Raw genomic sequence first — 15748 nt, forward strand, 5'->3', positions numbered from 1 at the left:
CCGGGTGCCGCCCCCGTGCCCAGGAGGCGTGACGGGCTCAGTCCCGGGCCAGTCCGAACCGGGTGCCGCCCCCGTGCCCAGGAGGCGTGACGGGCTCAGTCCCGGGCCAGTCCGAACCGGGTGCCGCCCCCGTGCCCAGGAGGCGTGACGGGCTCAGTCCCGGGCCAGTCCGAACCGGGCCCGCAGGCCCGTCGTCCGTTCGTCCGCGGCGACCGCCGCCGCGCCGGCCGTCACCGTCTCGTAGACGGACAGGATGTCCGCGCCGACCGTCGACCAGTCGAACCGCCGCACATGGGCGCTGCCCCGCTCACGCAGCTCGGTGCGGCGCGCCGGGTCCGCCAGCAGCCGCAGGGCCGCCTCGGCCAGCGCGTCGGCGTCCTCGTTGGCGAACACCTCGCCGGCCTCGCCCTGGTCGAGGACCTGGACGAACGCGTCCAGGTCGGAGGCGAGCACGGGCGCACCCGCCGACATCGCCTCGACCAGGATGATGCCGAAGCTCTCACCGCCGGTGTTGGGCGCGACGTACAGATCGACGCTGCGCAGGAAGCGGGCCTTGTCCTCGTCGCTGATCATCCCGAGGAACTCCACGCGGGGGCGCAGTTCGCGGGGCAGGTCGGCGACGGCGGCCTCCTCGTCGCCGCGGCCCGCGACCAGCAGCCGGGTGCCCGGCCGGGCGGCCAGGATCCGCGGCAGGGCCTTCATCAGCACCGGCAGGCCCTTGCGGGGCTCGTCGATCCGGCCGATGAAGCCGATGGTGTCGCCCTGCCACTCGGCCTTGGGCTCGGCCCTGGCGAAGAAGTCCACGTCGACGCCGTTGGGGATGACCACCGCGTCCCCGCCGAGGTGCTCCACCAGCGTGCGCCGGGCGTACTCGCTGACCGCGATCCGCGCGCTGATCTTCTCGAGCGCGGCCTGCAGGATCGAGTACGCGGCGATCATCGCCCGCGAACGCGGGTTGGAGGTGTGGAAGGTCGCGACGATGGGGCCCTGCGCCGCCCAGCAGGTCAGCAGGCCCAGGGAGGGCGAGGTCGGCTCGTGGATGTGCACCACGTCGAACGCGCCCTCGTGCAGCCAGCGCCGTACCCGCGCGGCCGACAGGAACCCGAAGTTCAGCCGGGCCACCGAGCCGTTGTAGGGCACCGGGACCGCGCGGCCGGCCGAGACGACGTACGGCGGCAGCGGGGTGTCGTCGTCGGCCGGGGCGAGGACGGAGACCTCGTGGCCGAGCCGGATGAAGTACTCGGCGAGGTCGCGGATGTGGAACTGGACGCCGCCGGGCACGTCCCAGGAGTACGGGCATACGATCCCGATTCTCACGCGGGTCCCTTCGCGGGGTCGAGGTCGGCGAGCCACAGCCGCTGGAGCATGTGCCAGTCCTCCGGGTGGTCGGCGATGCCGGTGGCGAAGGCGTCGGCCAGCGCCTGCGTCATCACGGACGTCTTCTCCGCCCGGGTGCCCGACTCGGGGACCGCGACCGGCGGATGGACCCGGCCCTTCATGACGGGCGAGTCGTCGTACCAGAGCGTGACGGGCAGCAGCAGCGCGCCCGTCTGCTGGGCGAGCAGGGCCGGCCCGGCCGGCATCCGGGCCGTCTCACCGAAGAAGTCGACCTGGACACCGGAGGCGGACAGGTCGCGGTCGGCGACCAGGCAGACCAGGCCCCCGGCGCGCAGCCGGCGGGCGAGGGCGCCGAAGGCGGAGCCGCCGCTGTGCGGCAGGACCTCCATGCCGAGACCCTCTCGGTAGGCGACGAACCGGTCGTACAGGGTCTCCGGCTTCAGGCGCTCGGCGACCGTCGTGAACGGCGTCCGCAGCTCGGTGGTGACCCAGGCGCCGGCCAGGTCCCAGTTGGCCAGGTGCGGCAGGGCGAGTATCACGCCGCGGCCGGAGGCGAGCCCGTCGGTCAGGTGGTGGAGGTCCTTGGGGTCGAAGCCCGTCCGCACGCGCTCCGCGCTCCAGGCCGGCAGCCGGAAGGACTCCATCCAGTAGCGCAGGTACGAGCGCATGCCCGCGCGGGACAGCTCGGCGAGCCGCTCCGGGGTGGCGTCCGGCACCACGCGCGCGTAGTTGGCCTCGAGGCGCCGCACGCCCTTGCCGCGCCGCTTCCAGGCGAGGTCGGCGATGGAGCGGCCGAGCCGCGCGGCCACGGGCTCGGGGAGCTTCTTGACCGTGCTCCAGCCGAGTCCGTACAGGCTGTCGGTCAGCCGTTCCGCCGCGCTCACTGCGCCGCCTCGCTCCCCTGGGCCGAGGCGGCGGCGGCCGCCGCCTCGGCCTCCGCGGACTCGCGGCGGACGGTGACGACCCGCTGGATCAGCGTGACGAGGCTGCCGGCGGCGACGATCCACAGCGCGATCGGCAGCAGCCACTGGATGCCCGGCACCCCGAACTTGTGCAGGCCCGCGAAACCGGCGGCGACCAGCGAGATCACCAGCCGCTCGGCGCGCTCGACGAGCCCGTTGACCGCGACCGGCAGGCCGATCGACTCGCCGCGCGCCTTGGTGTACGACACCACCTGGCCGCTGGCGAGGCAGAAGATCGAGACGGCGCACAGCACGTTGTCGTCGCCCCGGCCCGCGTACCAGAGTGCGAAGCCGCCGAAGATCGCGCCGTCGGCGACCCGGTCCAGGGTGGAGTCCAGGAAGGCGCCCCAGCGGCTGGAGCGGCCCAGCTGGCGGGCCATGTTGCCGTCGACCAGGTCGGAGAAGACGAACAGGGTGATCACGACCGTGCCCCAGAAGAACTCGCCCCTGGGGTAGAAGACCAGCGCTCCCGCCATGACACCGGCCGTGCCGATGAGCGTGACCGTGTCCGGACTCACGCCCCGGCGGATGAGAAACGCGGCGAACGGTGTGAGGACACGCGTGAAGAATGCACGCGCGTACTTGTTCAGCATGGCCTTCCCGACGGTCGGTGACGCCGCGGCCTCTGCTGGCCGCCGGCTGGCCCATCGTAGCCACGCACGCGGGTGCGTGACGGGCGGGCACCCGCAGCCGCGCCGCGAACCGGCGCGCGCCACCGCGCGCGGGACGTGCGCGACGCGAACGGTGTCCCCCCGCGCACCCGCCGTGGCCGTTCGTATGGACGCGACGTGACGGGAGTGGAAAGCTCGAATAACCGCGGGCGTCGCCGGAGCCGCCAGCACACGCGGGTCCCGCGTGTCCGCGCCCACAGTGACCTCACCGTGCACGGGAGGCAGGACCATGGGCGACAAGGCACAGACACACCACCCCGGGGCCGCCGGCAGGGCTCTGGCGGCCGACCATCCCGCGTCCGTACGGAACGTGGTGCTGGTCGGCCACTCGGGCTCGGGCAAGACGACCCTGGTGGAGGCCCTCGCACTGACCGCGGGGGCGGTGAACCGGGCGGGCCGCGTGGAGGACGGCGGCACCGTCTCCGACTACGACGACATCGAGCACCGGCAGCAGCGCTCGGTGCAGCTGTCCCTGGCGCCGGTCGAATGGGACGGCATCAAGGTCAACCTCCTGGACACCCCCGGCTACGCCGACTTCGTCGGGGAGCTGCGGGCCGGTCTGCGCGCCGCCGACGCGGCGCTCTTCGTCGTCTCGGCCTCGGACGGGGTGGACGGCTCCACCCGGATGGTGTGGGAGGAGTGCGCGGCCGTCGGCATGCCCCGCGCCATCGTGATCACGCACCTGGAGTCCGCCCGCGCCGACTTCGAGGAGATGACCCGGACCTGCGCGGAGGCCTTCGGCGGCGACGACCCCGACGCGGTGCTGCCCCTGTACCTGCCGCTGCGCGGCCCCGAGGGCCCCGACGGGCACGCGCCCGTGACCGGGCTGGTCGGGCTGCTGTCGCGCAGGCTGTTCGACTACTCCACCGGGGAGCGCAAGGAGTCCGAGCCCGGCGAGGACCAGCTGCCGGACATCGAGGCGGCCCGCAACCGGCTCATCGAGGGGATCATCGCGGAGAGCGAGGACGAGACCCTGATGGACCGCTATCTGGGCGGTGAGCAGGTCGACGTCAAGACCCTCGTGCAGGACCTGGAGCGGGCCGTGGCGCGCGGTTCGTTCTTCCCCGTGCTGGCCGCCGCGCCCGCCGCCGAGGGCGCCAGGCAGGGCCTCGGCACGGTCGAGGTGCTGGACCTGATCACGGGCGGCTTCCCGACCCCGTTCGAGCACCCGCTGCCCGGGGTCACCACGATCGACGGCAGGCAGCGCGAGCTGAAGCCGTGCGACACGGACGGTCCGCTGGTCGCCGAGGTCGTCAAGACCTCCTCCGACCCCTACGTCGGCCGGATATCGCTGGTCCGCGTCTTCTCCGGCACCCTGCGCCCGGACCGGCCCGTGCACGTCTCCGGGCACGGCCTGGCCGACCGCGGGCACGAGGACCACGACGTCGACGAGAAGGTCGGCGCCCTGTCCATGCCCTTCGGCAAGCAGCAGCGCCCGGTGACCCACGCCGTCGCCGGCGACCTGGTGTGCGTGGCCAAGCTGAGCCGCGCCGAGACCGGCGACACGCTCTCGGCGAAGGACGACCCGCTGCTGATGGAACCCTGGCAGATGCCCGACCCGCTGCTGCCGCTCGCCATCCACGCGCACAGCAAGGCCGACGAGGACAAGCTGTCCCAGGGCCTGTCCCGGCTGGTCGCCGAGGACCCGACGATGCGCCTGGAGCAGAACCAGGACACCCACCAGGTGGTGCTGTGGTGCCTGGGCGAGGCCCACGCCGACGTCGCCCTGGAGCGGCTGCGCAGCCGCTACGGCGTCCAGGTCGACGTGGTCCCGCACCGGGTCTCCCTGCGGGAGACGTTCGCGCACCGGGCCACGGGGCGCGGCCGGCACGTGAAGCAGTCCGGTGGCCACGGCCAGTACGCCATCTGCGAGATCGAGGTGGAGCCGCTGCCGGGCGGCTCGGGCATCGAGTTCGTGGACAAGGTGGTCGGCGGCGCGGTGCCCCGCCAGTTCATCCCGTCCGTCGAGAAGGGCGTGCGGGCCCAGGCCGCCAAGGGGGTGGCCGCCGGCTACCCGCTGGTGGACGTGCGGGTGACGCTGCGGGACGGCAAGGCCCACTCGGTGGACTCCTCCGACGCCGCCTTCCAGACGGCGGCCGCGCTCGCCCTGCGGGAGGCCGCGGCGGACGCGAGGATCCATCTGCTGGAGCCGGTCGCCGAGGTGACCGTGCTGGTCGGCGACGACTACGTGGGCGCGGTGATGAGCGACCTGTCCAGCCGGCGCGGCCGGCTGCTCGGCACCGAACAGGTGGGCACCGGACGGACCTCGATCCGCGCCGAGGTGCCCGAGTTCGAGATCGGCCGGTACGCCGTCGACCTGCGCTCCCTCTCGCACGGCACGGCCCGCTTCGACCGGAGCTACGCCCGGCACGAGCCGATGCCGCCGCAGATCGCCGAGCGCATCCGCGAACAGTCGGGGGACGACGGGTAGTACGCCGGCGCGTACCGGCGCACGGGCGGGCGGCTTCGGCCGTCCGCCCGCGGGCTGTCGGTGCCGGCCGATACGCTGATCACCTGATCACGTCGTGCCGCGACGGCCTGGAAGGCGTCCGGTACCGGCACGGCGTGCGGTCCAACAGGTGTGCGGGGCAGGGAAGTCGGGAAGGCCGCAGGAACGGCATCGGCGGCGATGGGGGCGGGAATGTCGTTGGGAACGGAGTGGGACGGGCCCCAGGTACCCGTCTCGGGCGACGAGGGCCAGGCGGCGACGGCCGCGCTGGCCTCCGCGGCGTACCGGGACAGCCCGATCGAGGAGATCAAGAAGGCCGACAACGAGTGGCACCAGTCGACCGTGAAGGCGGGCCGGATCAAGATGTTCCGGCCCAATCTCGGTGAGGCGTTCTCCCGTGCCCTGGTCGACCGGATGCTGGCCCCCGGCCGCGCCGCGCTCATCCAGTCCTTCGGCAGCGAGCCGCAGTTCGTCGTGGAACACGCCCTGGCGGCCAACAACATCCGCCGGGAGCGGGACAACCGGCTGACCGGCATCACCGTCGTGTGCGGACTCCTCTTCCTGCCCGGCATGCTCGTCTGGCTGCTCGTCTTCCAGCTGCGCATGTTCGTCGCCCGGCGGGACGACAAGCGGGCCGGGGCGCTGGGCACCACGCTGCTGCTGGGCGTCGGCCTGCTGGCCGCGCTGTTCCTGATCAAGATGCCGTTCTCCGGCTTCTGGGCGTGGTACGCCCGGGCGTGCGTCGTCGTCCCTGTGCTCGGCTGGTTCTGGGCCAAGCAGATCTGTGAGAACACCGCGAAGGACCTGCGGGTCCGCTGGGAGGGGCTGCTCTCCGGCACCAGTGTCGGCGCCAAGGTCCCCGAGGCCGTGCCGCGCGGCCCCGGCCAGACCGCGGCCGAGGAGCTGCGCCAGTCGCTGGCCCGGCTGACCGCCGAACAGCAGTCCAACTCCGTTTTCTACGCCGGCCCCAAGGGCATACTCGGCATGGGCACCCGCTGGGGGGCCTGGCAGCTGGCCGAGGACCTGAAGCCCGCCGACGCCGGCCGGGAGATCCACCCCTTCCGCAGCTGGGACGTGATACGCGCGATCCACGACCAGCTGTCCCTCCTGGAGCGCGGCCCGCTCAACACCGGCGGCTTCCCCAAGCCGTCGATACGCCACTGGATCGTCACCCCGATCGGTGAGAAGGCCGAGTCCGTCTCCCGTCCCGAGGGCACCGACGTCGAGGCGTTCCAGGTCAAGCCGCACGCCATACAGGAGATCTGCAACAAGCAGCAGTTCGGCAGCGGCGACCGGCACTACCTGGGCGTGCAGTGGACGCTGTGGGACGGACAGCTGGTCATCACCATGCTGATCACCGTCACGGTGCTGCACGAGACCCTGCGCATCGAGGTCACGGGGCACGCGCTGGGGCCGGTGAACCCGCTGTTCACGACGAAGCCCGCGGCGCCGTCCAAGGAGGTCGCCAAGTCCCTCAAGCCGTGGGAGACCCGGACGGTCAAACTGCCGCTGGTCACCACCGACGAGGTCGTACGGCTCGCCGTGCGCGCTCCGCTGACCTGGTATCCGCCCGCGCTCAAGTGGCTCGGCGGTTCGCTCGGCCTGCCCGAGCCGTTCGGGCTGCGGCACGCCTGGGCCGACCAGCCGTGGCGCCACCGCTTCATGGCCGACGACGCGCTGCGCGCGGCCACGCCCGTGCTGCGCGTGGTGCACGCGGCCGCGATCAGGGTGCTGCAGGAGAACGGCGTCGACACCGAGAAGTTCGGGGCCCGCTCGGCGTTCCTGAGCGGCAACGTCCAGGACCCGACACCGCGCAAGGCCGACCTGTACGACGCGTGAGCGGTGCCCTCGGGCGAGGGCACCGGCCGGCTACACGGGCCAGGCGTCCGCCAGCATCTTCCGGGTGTCGGCCAGCAGCTGCGGCAGCACCCGGGTGTGCCCGACCACCGGCATGAAGTTCGTGTCGCCGCCCCAGCGGGGGACGATGTGCTGGTGCAGGTGGGCGGCGATGCCGGCGCCCGCGACCGCGCCCTGGTTCATGCCGATGTTGAAGCCCTGGGCGCCGGAGGCCCCGCGCAGGGCCGTCATCGCCTGCTTGGTCAGCTCCCCCAGTTCGGCGGTCTCCGGGCCGGTCAGCTCGGTGTAGTCGGCCACGTGCCGGTACGGCACGGTCATCAGATGGCCGCCGTTGTACGGATACAGGTTGAGCACGGCGTAGACGTGCTCACCGCGGCGGACGACCAGCCCGTCCTCGTCGGATTTCGCCGGGATCGAGCAGAAGGGGCAGCCGTCGTCGGCCCCCGGGCCGGTCGGCTTGTTCTCGCCCTGGATGTAGGCCATCCGGTGGGGCGTCCACAGACGCTGGAACGCGTCCTGGGTCCCCACTCCGATCTGCTGCTCCGGCTCACTCGTCATGCTAGGCAGCATATGGCTTCGCCTCTCACCGGCGTGTCGCCGGGGCGGCCGGAAGACGCTGTCCGGCCAAGCTTGGCCGGTGGACGACGACAGCCGCGCATGGCGCTGGGAAAGCCGGACGGATCTCCCGCTCGCCATCGCCTCCTTGATCTACCTCGCCGCCTACGCGGTGCACGTTCTCGTACCCGGCCTGCCCGCGGCGGTCGACCTGGCGCTTCGGTCGGTGCAGCTCCTCGCCTGGGCGCTGTTCGTGGCCGACTACGCGGTGCGCTGGCGGCTCAGCGGTATGGGGCCGCGGTTCGTGGCGCGGCACTGGCTGGACACGTTGGTCGTGCTGCTCCCCCTGATGCGCCCGCTGCGGAGCGTGCGGACGCAGGAGCTGGTGGAGCGCAGGCACGGCCGTACACAGCTGCCCCTGCACGCCCGGGTGATCGTGTACACCGGGCTGTCCGCCGTGCTGGTGGGCTTCGCCGGCGCGCTCGCGGTGTACCAGCAGGAGCGCGGCGCCCCGCACGCCACGATCCGGACGTTCGGCGACTCGGTGTGGTGGGCCTGCTCGACGCTGGCGACCGTCGGGTACGGCGACGTGGCACCGGTGACGTTCTGGGGCCGGACCATCGCCGTGGTCCTGATGATCTGCGGCCTCGGTCTGCTGGGCGCGGTCACGGGGTCCTTCTCGACGCTGCTGCTCCAGCGCTTCTCCCGTGAGGCGGACGAGGAAGGGCCCCCGGGACGGTGATCCCGGGGGCCTTGGGGCGCGGAGGGTCAGACCTGGGTGCGGTCCTCGACGACCGCCGCGATCTTCGCGATGGCCTCGTCGAACGGGATGCCGTTCTCCTGCGAGCCGTCGCGGTAGCGGAAGGACACCGAGCCGTTCGACATGTCCTCGTCGCCCGCGATGACCATGAAGGGCACCTTCTGCTTCTGCGCGTTGCGGATCTTCTTCTGCATGCGGTCCGAGGAGGAGTCCACCTCGACGCGCAGGCCCTTCTTCTTGGCCGCGGCCGCGAACTTCTCCAGGTACTCCACGTGCGCGTCGCCGATCGGGATGCCGATGGCCTGGACGGGGGCGAGCCAGGCGGGGAAGGCGCCCGCGTAGTGCTCCAGGAGCACGGCGAAGAAACGCTCGATGGAGCCGAACAGCGCGCGGTGGATCATGACCGGGCGCTGCTTGGAACCGTCCGGGCCGGTGTACTCCAGGTCGAAGCGCTCGGGCAGGTTGAAGTCGAGCTGGATGGTCGACATCTGCCAGGTCCGGCCGATCGCGTCCTTGGTCTGGACGGAGATCTTCGGGCCGTAGAAGGCGGCGCCGCCCGGGTCGGGGACGAGGGGCAGGCCCTGCTTCTCGGCGACCTGGCGCAGCGTCTCGGTCGCCTCCTCCCAGACCTCGTCGGAGCCGACGAACTTCTCCGGGTCCTTGGTGGACAGCTCCAGGTAGAAGTCGGTCAGGCCGTAGTCGCGCAGCAGGCCGAGGACGAAGGTGAGCGTCTTGTCCAGTTCCTCGGACATCTGCTCACGGGTGCAGTAGATGTGCGCGTCGTCCTGGGTGAAGCCCCGGGCACGGGTCAGGCCGTGCACGACGCCCGACTTCTCGTACCGGTACACGGTCCCGAACTCGAACAGGCGCAGCGGCAGTTCGCGGTAGGACCGGCCGCGTGCGTCGAAGATCAGGTTGTGCATCGGGCAGTTCATGGGCTTGAGGTAGTAGTCCACGCCCTCGTCGAGCTGCATGGGCGGGTACATGCCGTCGGCGTACCAGTCCAGGTGCCCGGACGTCTCGAAGAGCTTCCCCTTCGTCGCGTGCGGGGTGTAGACGAACTCGTACCCCTCCTCCTCGTGCCGGCGGCGCGAGTAGTCCTCCATCACCCGGCGGACGATGCCGCCCTTGGGGTGGAAGACGGCGAGGCCGGAACCGATCTGCTCGGGGATCGAGAAGAGGTCCAGTTCGGAGCCGAGCTTGCGGTGGTCGCGCTTCTCGGCCTCGGCGAGGAAGTCCAGGTACGCCTTCAGCTCGTCCTTGGACGGCCAGGCGGTGCCGTAGATGCGCTGGAGCATCGGGTTCTTCTCGCTGCCGCGCCAGTAGGCGGCGGCGTTGCGCATCAGCTTGAACGCGGGGATCAGGCGGGTCGAGGGCAGGTGCGGACCGCGGCAGAGGTCCTTCCAGCACAGGTCGCCGGTCTTGGCGTCCAGGTTGTCGTAGATCGTCAGCTCACCGGCGCCGACCTCGACGTCCGCGCCGTCGTCGTGGGAGGCCGAACCCTTGAGGCCGATCAGCTCCAGCTTGTACGGCTCGTCCGCCAGCTCCTCGCGGGCCGCCTCGTCGGTGACGACACGGCGGGCGAACTTCTGCCCCCGCTTCTGGATCTCCTGCATCTTCTTCTCGATGGCCTTGAGATCCTCGGGCGTGAACGGCTTCTCGACGTCGAAGTCGTAGTAGAAGCCGTCCTTGACGGGCGGGCCGATGCCCAGCTTGGCCTCGGGGAACAGCTCCTGCACGGCCTGCGCCATGACGTGCGCGGTCGAGTGGCGCAGGATGTTCAGGCCGTCCTCGGACGAGATCTCGACGCCCTCGACCTCGTCGCCGTCGGACAGTTCGACGTGGAGGTCCTTCAGCTCGCCGCCCACGCGTGCGGCGATGACCGAGCGCTCGCCCGCGAAGAGGTCGGCGGCCGTAGTGCCCGTCGTCACCACGCGTTCTTCCCGCTCGGAATCGCGTTGGATGATCACACGGACGTCTGACACCGGTCTCTCCTGACTGAAGGTGGGGTGCGGCGCCATACCAGGAGCGCGCGCACAGGCGATCGTACCGACCCGACGGCACCGACCGCGAAACGGTCACCCTCGGTCCCCGTTCCCGTACGCTGCCGGTCCGCCGTCCCCGCAGTCCTCCTCGAAGAAGTCGAGGTTCTCCCTCAGCGACTTCGTCAGCCGGTCCCGCTCGGCCTCGTCGACCTGCACGGGTACGACCCCGCAGGCGCCGGTGAGCCTGCGGAAGCCGCCCTCGCGCTCCAGCCGGCCGTGGAGGCGGACGGGAAGGCCGACGAGGTGGGCGTGGCCGGCGATGCGGTAGTCCTCCTCGTCCAGGGTGACGCGCAGGTGCGGTACGTCGGCGCCGGCCAGGACGCGCAGTCGTACGGTGCCCCGGCCGCCGGGGCCGGAGCGGCGCATGCGGACGACGGCGCCGGTGACCCGGACCGGGACGGAGGGTTCGGCGCGCAGGTAGCGGACGGCGGCCTCGCGGAGCGCGGGCAGGTCCCCCGGCGAGAACTCGACGGGCTCGGCGGAGGGGGCGCAGCCTTCGGGGACGCCGGTGCCGGGTGCCCAGGCGACGGCGACGCGGGCGCCCTCGGTGCCGCGCACGAGGAGGCCGAGCGCCTCGGTCAGCTCGCGGCTGACGCCCGCTTCGACGGCGCCGTCGAAGGCGTCCATGCCGCCGGTGGCGCGCCGGTAGTCGATGGCCTCGCGGGCCGCGTGCAGGGCCTGGTGGAGGCGGACGGCGAGGGGGCGGCCGGTGGCCACGGGCACGAAGGCGGTGAGGGTGCGGCCCCCGGTGCCGGGGCCGACGAGGACGTTTTCGAGGAGCGCGGCGGCGGGGCGGCGGTGGCGGGCTCCGTGGTAGCCGGCACGCGCGCGGGTGGCGAGCGCGGCGGCGAGCAGCAGCTGCCGGGCGGCTCCGCGCAGCTGGTCGTCGGCGGTCCAGGGGGCGGCCCCGGCGGGTCCGTCCGGGGTGTCGCGCCACCAGCGGATCTCGTCGCTGGGCACGGCGAGGGAGATCAGCACCTCGCGGGCGGAAGGGCTGTCGCTGCGGGCGAGGGCGTCGAGCGCCTCGCCGAGCAGATCGTCGCTGTCGGGGAAGGCGCGGCTCTCGGGGACGAGCAGGCTGGTTCCGCCGCCGCCCGGGCCGGGCGGGGTCCAGCGGCCGTACCGCCCGGCCGCTCCCCCGCGTCGACGCCAGCCGTGCCGGTGCAGCAGGGTGCCGAGCACGGCGGGGTCGACCTCGGCGGGCTGCGGGGCCCGGTGCCAGGGCGGGTCCTCGGGGCCCGCCCGCAGCTGCCGCGCCGCCTGCTCGTCGTGGGAAGGGTTCCTCATGGCCTGCCTCCCGTCCCGACCCGCGTCATGATCTCGCACAGGGCCCGGTCGTCGAAGATGCGCGAGGTCGGTATCCGCACGGTGGTCCGGTGCCGGCCGGTCACGGGGTGGCCGGCGAGGTCGACCCAGTAGCAGCAGTGCCGCAGGTCGAGCCGGTCGTGGCCGGCGCGCAACCAGTCGTCCTGGGAGCGCGGTACAAGCATGACGACCAGGATCTTGTGCACCGAGACGGGCGTGCGGGCGAGCTTGCGCAGATGGGCGTTGTCGAGCGTGAAGGAGAAGGAGCGCCCCGGGGGGTCGGGCGCGACCTGGTAGGTGGCCTTCAGCTGCACCTTGATGGTGACCTCGTCGTCCACGGTGTGTCCGGGCGCGCTGTGGCTGACGTGCCAGTCGATGCCGTTGTCCGGAAAGGGCTGGGACAGCGAACAGCCGGCCGCGGCGGCGACCGCGTGCAGATAGCCGACCTGCAGTGTCTCCATGCAGGCGGTGGTGGCGAGCGTGCCGCGGAGGGTGCCCGGCCGGCCGGGCAGCAGCCCGCCCCGCTCGGGCTGCGCTATGGCCATGACCAACAGCCTTCCAGGCAATGAGCTTCCCCGTCACGGGCCGCTGAACTGCAAAGACCCGTACTCCTGTTGTCTCCGCCCGGCGTACGGCGCAAACGGCCCGGGTATCACCAAACGGGCAGAAGACGGAACGTCATCTGCCATGGGTGAGCGAGGAGTTGGGTTGGGATGACGACCTGGTACGAGGGGCCGCTGGCCGCCTTCGACACGGAGACGACGGGCGTGGACGTCGAGACCGACCGGATCGTGTCGGCCGCCGTCGTCGTCCAGGACGCGCCGGGGACCCGGCCCCGGGTGTCCCGGTGGCTGGTGAACCCGGGCGTCCCGGTGCCGGAGGCGGCGACGGCGGTGCACGGGCTGACGGAGGAGCACCTGCAGCACAACGGGCGCTGGCCCGCTCCGGTGATGTACGAGATAGCCGAGCAGCTGGCCGAGCACGCGGCGCTGGGCCGCCCGCTGGTGGTGATGAACGCGCCGTTCGACCTGACGCTGCTGGACCGGGAGTTGCGCCGGCACCGGGCGTCCACGCTGGACCGCTGGTTCGAGTCGGTGCCGCTGCGGGTGCTGGACCCGCGGGTGCTGGACAAGCATCTGGACCGGTACCGCAAGGGCCGCCGCACCCTGACCGACCTGTGCGCGCACTACGGTGTGACGCTGGACGGCGCCCATGACGCGGCGGCGGACGCGCTGGCGGCGCTGGATGTCGTACGGGCTCTCGGCCGCCGGTTCGCGACCCGGCTGGAGCGCCTGTCCCCCGCCGAGCTGCACACGCTCCAGGCGAACTGGCACGCGGCCCAGGCCCGCGGCCTGCAGGCGTGGTTCGCGCGCAGCGGCTCGGAGGAGACGGTGAGCACGGACTGGCCGCTGCGCCCGGAGCTGTCGGCCGCGGCGTGAACCCCCGCCGTACGCAGAAGGCCGGTCCGCTGCTGCGGACCGGCCTTTCCCGGTGGGCGATACTGGGTTCGAACCAGTGACCTCTTCGGTGTGAACGAAGCGCTCTCCCACTGAGCTAATCGCCCGGGAACGCACTGAACAATACAGGCCCACACGGCCTTCGTTCAAACCGCCCGCAGCCGGCGCAGCAGGCCGCGCCGCCCTGAGCGCATCATCAGCCGGTGGTTGGCCCGGAAGACCGGCCGGCCGGGCACGGCGAGCCGCCTCAGGAGGGGCTTGCGCACCCGGACCTCCTGGTCGTACCGGGCCAGGGTCCCGGCACCCTCCGCGGTGACCGTCCAGCGCGCCCAGCCCTCGATGTCCCCGGTCATGGCGATCTCCAGGACACCGGTGCCGGGGTCGCGGCGGGTCCGGCGTGCGGTGAAGGTCATGTCGTAGGGGAGGACGGACCTGATGGTGAGGACGCCGGTGCTCTCGTCCAGCCGGGTCACCGACCGGACCTGGGGCCACCAGTGGGGGTAGTCCTCGGCCCGCTCCAGGGCTCCGTACACGGCGGCGGGCGCGGCGGGCAGGGACCACCGGCTGCGAAAGCGGTAGTGATTCCAGTCCATACCCCGAGTGTGGCAGGACCGCGCGGGCACCGTCCGTACCGAACTCCGGCATCTCCCGGAGAAAGTGATAGGGGCTCAGTTCCACGGCGTTCCTGGGGCCGGAGACCGGAAAGAATCCCGTTCTTGTCGTATTTACAAGAGAATGTGACGGGGCTTTGGAAATCCGCGGAATGCCGACGGCCGCCCGCGCTCCGTACTTCGCCGGGAACCGCCGGTGCGGCCGGAAGTCGCTGCTGTCCGCGATCCGCACGGGGTGGCCGACAGACGCCGATGGCCCACCTGTGGTGACAGGTGGGCCATCGGTCCGGGTGGGCGATACTGGGTTCGAACCAGTGACCTCTTCGGTGTGAACGAAGCGCTCTCCCACTGAGCTAATCGCCCGGGCGCAGGAAGAACATTACCCCATGTCAGGGGGTGCTTCCGACCAGGGCCGGGAGCGGCCGGCGCCGCCCGGCCCGGCCCGGCGTCACTGGTCCTCGATCTTCCAGGGCATGACGACGCCGAACTTCCACAGGTAGATGCCGACGAGCACGCCGATGATCACCAGTCCGATCACGGTCAGAGTGATGTTGCGGCGGCGCACCCTGGGATCGAGGGCTCGCTGGGCCGCCTCGGTGACCTTGCGTTTGGTCCACCGGAGCACGAGCTGGGCCCAGACGAACTCGGTCGCCCAGATCGCCATGCCGCCGAAGATCACCACCCAGCCGGGCCCGGGCAGGGGCAGCATGACGATGCCCGCGGCAACCACCGCCAGGCCGACCACGAAGACCCCGACCTGCCAGCTCAGGTGCAGGAGCCTGCGCGCCTTGATGAACTCCGGCGCCCGTGAGCCGAGCCCGCGCCCGGCCTCATGACCAGCCTCCTGGCCGCCCTCCTGGCCGGCCTCCTGGCCGCCCTCGGGCCGGTCCGCCCTCGCCTTGTCCGCTGCCACGGCGACCTCGCCCGCTTCGTCACTCCCCGTATTCATACGGACAAACCCTACCCGAGTGAATCCGGTCACCGGAATGGTCGTAGATCCGGTACGAGTTCTCGGCCGGAAGAGTTACGTAAACACACGCAAAACCCTCAGAGGGGTTTACAACGGCACCGTAGGTGGCATGTCGATTTCGCCGACGTGCGAATCCCCGAGCGCACACTGAGCGAAAGGCCCTGGCGCTTATGAACACCACGGTCAGCTGCGAGCTGCACCTGCGCCTCGTTGTGTCGAGCGAGTCATCCCTGCCTGTCCCCGCAGGCCTGCGGTACGACACGGCCGACCCCTACGCCGTGCACGCCACCTTCCACACCGGAGCCGAGGAGACCGTCGAGTGGGTGTTCGCCCGCGACCTCCTCGCCGAGGGCCTGCATCGGCCCACCGGCACCGGCGACGTCCGCGTCTGGCCATCCCGCAGTCATGGCCAGGGCGTCGTGTGCATCGCCCTCAGCTCCCCGGAGGGGGAGGCCCTGCTCGAGGCCCCGGCGCGGGCCCTGGAGTCCTTCCTGAAGCGAACAGACGCCGCCGTGCCACCCGGCACGGAACACCGGCACTTCGACCTGGATCAGGAGCTCTCGCACATCCTGGCGGAGAGCTAGGTCGCGGCCCCTCGAAGCAGCCCGGCGCCGTCCACTCGGGGAGACGGCTCGGGCCAAGACAACCGCATACGGCATGGACCGACGCCGTCACCGTGAGCGCTCACGGGGCGGCGCCGGCCTGTGCCGCCGCGACTTCGCTCCGCGCACGGCCGGCCGCGGTGCGTGCCTTGCCGGGCGCGCGGCC

Annotated in this window: 14 protein-coding genes and 2 tRNA genes; 5 read left to right on the forward strand and 11 right to left on the reverse strand. The window is 71.9% G+C overall.

All coding sequences use genetic code 11. From position 1 onward, the window contains the following. Positions 1-153 precede the first annotated feature (153 nt). The 3 genes from GT045_RS17510 to pgsA are packed head-to-tail and all read right to left on the reverse strand — an operon-like array spanning position 154 to position 2893. Entirely contained in the window at positions 154-1317 is a 1164-nt protein-coding gene (locus GT045_RS17510) for a glycosyltransferase family 4 protein (RefSeq protein WP_161291026.1), read from the reverse strand. Then, entirely contained in the window at positions 1314-2222 is a 909-nt protein-coding gene (locus GT045_RS17515; RefSeq protein WP_161334744.1) for a phosphatidylinositol mannoside acyltransferase, read from the reverse strand. The genes GT045_RS17510 and GT045_RS17515 overlap by 4 nt, the downstream gene beginning before the upstream one ends. Then, positions 2219-2893: a phosphatidylinositol phosphate synthase gene (gene pgsA / locus GT045_RS17520; protein WP_161291022.1), complete on the reverse strand. Its 675-nt coding sequence runs from the start codon at positions 2891-2893 to the stop codon at positions 2219-2221. The genes GT045_RS17515 and pgsA overlap by 4 nt, the downstream gene beginning before the upstream one ends. Before the next feature lie 307 nt (positions 2894-3200). Between pgsA and GT045_RS17525 the strand changes: the two genes are divergently transcribed. Then, positions 3201-5402 carry an elongation factor G-like protein EF-G2 gene (locus tag GT045_RS17525; protein WP_161334745.1) on the forward strand — a complete coding sequence of 734 codons (2202 nt, stop codon included), beginning with the start codon at positions 3201-3203 and terminating at the stop codon, positions 5400-5402. 210 nt (positions 5403-5612) lie between these two features. Then, the gene (locus tag GT045_RS17530; RefSeq protein WP_161334746.1) at positions 5613-7259 is read left to right on the forward strand and encodes a hypothetical protein; all 1647 of its coding nucleotides are present in this window, start codon (positions 5613-5615) and stop codon (positions 7257-7259) included. A 30-nt stretch (positions 7260-7289) separates the two neighbouring features. Here GT045_RS17530 and GT045_RS17535 read toward each other — a convergent pair whose 3' ends face one another. Beyond that, the gene (locus GT045_RS17535; protein ID WP_161296898.1) at positions 7290-7847 is read right to left on the reverse strand and encodes an HIT domain-containing protein; all 558 of its coding nucleotides are present in this window, start codon (positions 7845-7847) and stop codon (positions 7290-7292) included. A gap of 67 nt (positions 7848-7914) precedes the next feature. On the opposite strand from GT045_RS17535, the gene GT045_RS17540 reads away from it, so the two are divergent. Beyond that, complete coding sequence (locus GT045_RS17540) at positions 7915-8574, forward strand: ion channel (protein ID WP_161296896.1); 660 nt, start codon at positions 7915-7917, stop codon at positions 8572-8574. A gap of 26 nt (positions 8575-8600) precedes the next feature. Here GT045_RS17540 and thrS read toward each other — a convergent pair whose 3' ends face one another. From thrS to GT045_RS17555, 3 genes are all read right to left on the reverse strand, one after another. Further along, positions 8601-10577, reverse strand: a complete 1977-nt coding sequence (thrS, locus tag GT045_RS17545; RefSeq protein WP_161296894.1) for a threonine--tRNA ligase — start codon at positions 10575-10577, stop codon at positions 8601-8603. 93 nt (positions 10578-10670) lie between these two features. Next, complete coding sequence (locus tag GT045_RS17550; RefSeq protein ID WP_161296892.1) at positions 10671-11924, reverse strand: hypothetical protein; 1254 nt, start codon at positions 11922-11924, stop codon at positions 10671-10673. Then, on the reverse strand, positions 11921-12487 hold the full coding sequence (locus tag GT045_RS17555) for a DUF4365 domain-containing protein (RefSeq protein ID WP_161334747.1): 567 nt from the start codon (positions 12485-12487) through the stop codon (positions 11921-11923). Before GT045_RS17555 ends, GT045_RS17550 begins: the two co-directional genes overlap by 4 nt. A 168-nt stretch (positions 12488-12655) precedes the next feature. On the opposite strand from GT045_RS17555, the gene GT045_RS17560 reads away from it, so the two are divergent. Further along, positions 12656-13381 carry a 3'-5' exonuclease gene (locus GT045_RS17560; RefSeq protein ID WP_161296888.1) on the forward strand — a complete coding sequence of 242 codons (726 nt, stop codon included), beginning with the start codon at positions 12656-12658 and terminating at the stop codon, positions 13379-13381. A 53-nt stretch (positions 13382-13434) separates the two neighbouring features. On the opposite strand, the gene GT045_RS17565 is transcribed toward GT045_RS17560, so the two are convergent. The 4 genes from GT045_RS17565 to GT045_RS17580 form a co-directional block, all read right to left on the reverse strand. Beyond that, positions 13435-13506 (reverse strand) — tRNA-Val (locus GT045_RS17565). 39 nt (positions 13507-13545) lie between these two features. Continuing rightward, positions 13546-13992, reverse strand: a complete 447-nt coding sequence (locus GT045_RS17570) for an SRPBCC family protein (RefSeq protein ID WP_161293294.1) — start codon at positions 13990-13992, stop codon at positions 13546-13548. Between the two features lie 309 nt (positions 13993-14301). Then, positions 14302-14373: transfer RNA gene (locus tag GT045_RS17575), tRNA-Val, on the reverse strand. 85 nt (positions 14374-14458) lie between these two features. After that, on the reverse strand, positions 14459-14959 hold the full coding sequence (locus GT045_RS17580) for a TIGR02611 family protein (protein WP_161334748.1): 501 nt from the start codon (positions 14957-14959) through the stop codon (positions 14459-14461). Between the two features lie 191 nt (positions 14960-15150). Between GT045_RS17580 and GT045_RS17585 the strand changes: the two genes are divergently transcribed. After that, the gene (locus GT045_RS17585; RefSeq protein ID WP_004002642.1) at positions 15151-15564 is read left to right on the forward strand and encodes an SsgA family sporulation/cell division regulator; all 414 of its coding nucleotides are present in this window, start codon (positions 15151-15153) and stop codon (positions 15562-15564) included. Positions 15565-15748 lie beyond the last annotated feature (184 nt).

Origin of the sequence: Streptomyces sp. SID486 (assembly GCF_009865385.1) — a bacterium.
In the GTDB taxonomy this organism is placed as follows: domain Bacteria; phylum Actinomycetota; class Actinomycetes; order Streptomycetales; family Streptomycetaceae; genus Streptomyces.

What these genes read in the sequence shown, in the direction of transcription:
- pgsA (WP_161291022.1), bottom strand. Translation starts at nt 2,893, where the DNA reads ATGCTGAACAAGTACGCGCGTGCATTCTTCACGCGTGTCCTCACACCG.
- GT045_RS17525 (WP_161334745.1), top strand. Translation starts at nt 3,201, where the DNA reads ATGGGCGACAAGGCACAGACACACCACCCCGGGGCCGCCGGCAGGGCT.
- GT045_RS17530 (WP_161334746.1), top strand. Translation starts at nt 5,613, where the DNA reads ATGTCGTTGGGAACGGAGTGGGACGGGCCCCAGGTACCCGTCTCGGGC.
- GT045_RS17535 (WP_161296898.1), bottom strand. Translation starts at nt 7,847, where the DNA reads ATGCTGCCTAGCATGACGAGTGAGCCGGAGCAGCAGATCGGAGTGGGG.
- GT045_RS17550 (WP_161296892.1), bottom strand. Translation starts at nt 11,924, where the DNA reads ATGAGGAACCCTTCCCACGACGAGCAGGCGGCGCGGCAGCTGCGGGCG.
- GT045_RS17555 (WP_161334747.1), bottom strand. Translation starts at nt 12,487, where the DNA reads ATGGCCATAGCGCAGCCCGAGCGGGGCGGGCTGCTGCCCGGCCGGCCG.
- GT045_RS17560 (WP_161296888.1), top strand. Translation starts at nt 12,656, where the DNA reads ATGACGACCTGGTACGAGGGGCCGCTGGCCGCCTTCGACACGGAGACG.
- GT045_RS17570 (WP_161293294.1), bottom strand. Translation starts at nt 13,992, where the DNA reads ATGGACTGGAATCACTACCGCTTTCGCAGCCGGTGGTCCCTGCCCGCC.
- GT045_RS17580 (WP_161334748.1), bottom strand. Translation starts at nt 14,959, where the DNA reads ATGAATACGGGGAGTGACGAAGCGGGCGAGGTCGCCGTGGCAGCGGAC.
- GT045_RS17585 (WP_004002642.1), top strand. Translation starts at nt 15,151, where the DNA reads ATGAACACCACGGTCAGCTGCGAGCTGCACCTGCGCCTCGTTGTGTCG.